We start from the raw sequence: 3,608 nt of genomic DNA on the forward strand, positions 1-3,608 counted from the left end.
CCATTAACTTGATTAAAGTATCCACCTAATCCTTTGAGAACTTCCAGTTCTCCTCTACAGTATGGTCACCAAGAACCTCTCATAAAAGATAGAATAAGGTGATTGTTTTTTAATAAGTCAAATAAAGATACAGTTTCATTTGAAAAAGTTTTAACTTTAACATTTGGAGCAATTTCTCCTAAACTTATTATTCTATTTTCAACTCTATCTTTTAAGATCTCAACTGCTTTTTGTTTTAAAAACTCATTTTTAGAAATCATATACCACCTCCAACTTCTCTTTTTGACTATAAAATAAATTAAAATTTAATTTGTGTCATAAAAATGACCTTAATTTTTTATAGTTTTTAAGAGTAATTAATATATTCTTTCTTTAAAAAATTATATTTCCTTTTAAATTTTATTATTTATTTTTAATTTCGTGAATATCCATTTGTGGGAATGGAATTGAAATACCATATTTATCAAATTCTTCTTTTATATGGTTAAGAGTTTCTTTATAGATAATCCAGTATTTATCATTAGTAGTCCATCCATTTAGACATATATTAATTGAGCTATCAGCATATTCATAAATATAAGTAGAAATTTCTTTTTCTTTTGTAATTAAGGGGTTATTTTTTAATATATTTTCAAGTATTTCTCGAGCAAGGATGATATTATCATCATATCCAATTCCTATAATAAATTTAAGTCTTCTAAGAGGTGTTTTAGTATAATTAATAACTTTATTAGAAACAACTAAATTATTAGGAATAATAATTAAATCATTATCATAAGATCTGATTGTAGTAGAAAAAATATCAATCTCGTGAATATAACCTTTTTCTTTATCAATTTCAACTTCATCCCCCACTGTATAAATTTTAAAAAATAAAATTAAAATTCCTCCTGAAAGGTTAGAAAGATTGTCTTTTAAAGCAAGTCCAAGTCCAAGTCCAATAGTTCCAAAAAATGCTAATAAAGTATGTTCTTTAAATCCTATTATTAATAAACTTATATTTAGAGAAATAATAGAAAAAATAAGTTTTGATAAAGAGAGTACAAAGGTTAGAAGAGAGCGATCTTTAACTTTTCTTTCAATAATTTTTTTTTGAAAAATTATAACAATTTTAAAAAGATTATTAAATAAATAATAGGTAATAATAGCAATTAATAATTTAATAAAAAAGTAAATTCCTTCAATTAAAAGATGAGTAGGATCATAGTCATGTTGTATTCTTAAAATTATTTCTGTAAAAATTTTATGAATATTCATAAAGTCCTCCTAATATTTTATTAAATATTAGGAGTTATACATTATGATTATTTTGTTTCCTTTATTATAAATATTTTTTGATTTTTTCTGCCATTAGTTTTATTTTATTTTTAGGAATGCTACACAGAGCTATTCTTATTCCTAAATCGCTTCCAGTAATATAGATGTTTTCATCCTCTAATTTTTTAGAAATTATATTGTAGTTTGTTGTTTGTAAAGGAATAAATAAGAAAAATCCACTTTCGTATGGTAAGATATCTAAATTTATATTTTTAGCAGTATTTATAAATATATCTGCACGTTCTTTTAATAGAGTTATCATATATTCTCTTTCTTTTAATAGAGTGTTATTTTTATTTAAAACTAAATTAGAGAACATAGTCATTCCACTTTTTGAAATATTAGACCATACACCTCTTCCAGTATGTTTATTTGCATTTAAAAATTCTTCTTGAATTTTTTCACATGATGTAATAGCAACTTGAGCACCAACTCTTAAACCATAGCTACTAAAGGATTTAGAAATACTAAAGGCTAATATAACTAGAAAATTTTTAGGTAAGCTTATAAATAAATCATTTATATCAATAGGAGTTTCATCAAAATCAGAGTATGCAATATCTCTTAATAAAACAACATTAGTACATTCACTTGCTATTTTTAAAATATCAATAATTTTAGTCCACTCTTTTTTTGATAATTTATAGCCAGTTGGATTATGACATGGATCATTTATTACAATAACTAAACTTCTTTGAACTTTTGCAAGGGATAAAACAGAATCCTTAAAAGTTTCTAAATTAAAATTGTTTTCTTTATTAAACATTTTATATGTTTCGTAGTTACCTCCACATTCTTTGGCAATAACTTTATAAGAACCCCACATAAATTCAGGAAGTAATACTTTTTCACCATCATTTAAATAATTTTGAAATGTATTATAGATTGCTCCAGTTCCTCCTGGAGTTGCAATAACTTCAGTAAAGTTATTTTTATAAGTATTTTTATAATTTTTTCCTAAAGTACATATTTTAACTGCTTCTTTAAATTTTTCATCTCCGTCAATACTAGAAGCATATCCAAAAATATCAAAAGAGTTTAAATTTTTATATTCAGTATAAACAGAATCTAAAATATGTAATTCTTCATCTTCATTATAAAAAATTCCAAGAGTTCCATTAATTGTATTTTCCTTTCCAATTTCTTCCTTTTTTTCTTTTGCCTTTTTAGAAAAAATAAAAACTTGATCATCTATTTTTTTATCTTTATATTTGTTAATAACCATAATGCCCCCTGTTTCTTTATTAATTATTATAATTATAACAAAAAATTAGATTTTTACAATATATTTTTAAAATTATTTTTTCATTTATTTTTAAAATAACTATTTTTTTTCATTTTCTAGAGGAGGATTTGAAGGTTTTGATAATAAATAATAATTAAAAATAGCTACTAATAATATAATTAGTCCTCCAATTGAGCTAGAAATATCAGGAATTTCATGCCATAAAAAGAAACCTAAAATAGCTGAAAAAACTATACTGAGATATTGATAAATTGAAACTTCATTAGCTTTTGAATTTTTATAAGCATAAGCTAATGATAATTGACAAATAGTTGCAAAGATACCAGTTAAAATTAAATATAAAAGCTGTAGATGGCTAGGAATAATAAATCCATGTAGAATCATAGGAATAAAAGAACCTATTATAGATATACATGCAAACCAAAGAACTATTGACTCTGGATTTTCAAGATGTCTTAAATATCTAAGAAGAGTATATGAAATACCAGAAAAAATTGCAGATATAAATCCTGCTAAAGCAGGGAGTATAGAGACGTTCATTCTTGGTTTGATAATTAATAAAGCACCAATTAAAACTAAAAGTAACAATGGAATCTGTTTTCTTTGAAACTTTTCTTTTAAAAATAATGTAGCGAAAAAAGTTACAAAAAAAGGAGATAATTTATTTAGTAAAGTTGAATCTGCTAAATATAAATAATTAATAGAATAAAAATAAAGAATAGTATCAGTTAAGCCAGTAAAAGATCTTATAATCATAAAAAATCTACCTTTGTTACTATTTCCAAGTATTTTAATATCTTTTCCTCTAATTAAAATGAGGATTACAATTGTTTCTATTATATTTCTAAAAAATATTTTTTCAAAAGTAGGAATACTAGTTCCCATCAGTTTAACAGTTGAGCTCATTAACGTTATACTAAAGGCCGATAAACACATCCAACAAGCCCCTTTTAATCTTTTATTCATAAAATCACATCCGAGTATTTTCTTGTTAATATTTTAACATAGTTTCTAAAAAAAAAAGTATTAAAAGATATTTTCTTTT

4 protein-coding genes are annotated in these 3,608 nt (G+C 23.4%); all 4 read right to left on the bottom strand.

Going from position 1 to position 3,608, the window contains the following annotated elements; all coding sequences use genetic code 11:
* Positions 1–65 precede the first annotated feature (65 nt).
* The 4 genes from Q0V09_RS09145 to Q0V09_RS09160 all read right to left on the bottom strand — a co-directional run bounded on the left by Q0V09_RS09145 (position 66) and on the right by Q0V09_RS09160 (position 3,529).
* Positions 66–260, bottom strand: coding sequence for a hypothetical protein (locus tag Q0V09_RS09145; RefSeq protein WP_297407358.1), 195 nt, complete (start codon positions 258–260; stop codon positions 66–68).
* 142 nt (positions 261–402) lie between these two features.
* Positions 403–1,257: a mechanosensitive ion channel domain-containing protein gene (locus Q0V09_RS09150; RefSeq protein ID WP_297488759.1), complete on the bottom strand. Its 855-nt coding sequence runs from the start codon at positions 1,255–1,257 to the stop codon at positions 403–405.
* 64 nt (positions 1,258–1,321) lie between these two features.
* The gene (locus Q0V09_RS09155) at positions 1,322–2,542 is read right to left on the bottom strand and encodes an aminotransferase class I/II-fold pyridoxal phosphate-dependent enzyme (RefSeq protein WP_297488761.1); all 1,221 of its coding nucleotides are present in this window, start codon (positions 2,540–2,542) and stop codon (positions 1,322–1,324) included.
* Positions 2,543–2,641: 99 nt separating this feature from the next.
* A complete protein-coding gene (locus Q0V09_RS09160) occupies positions 2,642–3,529 on the bottom strand; it encodes a DMT family transporter (RefSeq protein ID WP_297488764.1) in 888 nt (295 codons plus the stop codon).
* Between the last annotated feature and the right edge of the window lie 79 nt (positions 3,530–3,608).

Source organism: uncultured Cetobacterium sp. (genome assembly GCF_947039425.1).
Taxonomy (GTDB): Bacteria; Fusobacteriota; Fusobacteriia; order Fusobacteriales; family Fusobacteriaceae; genus Cetobacterium_A.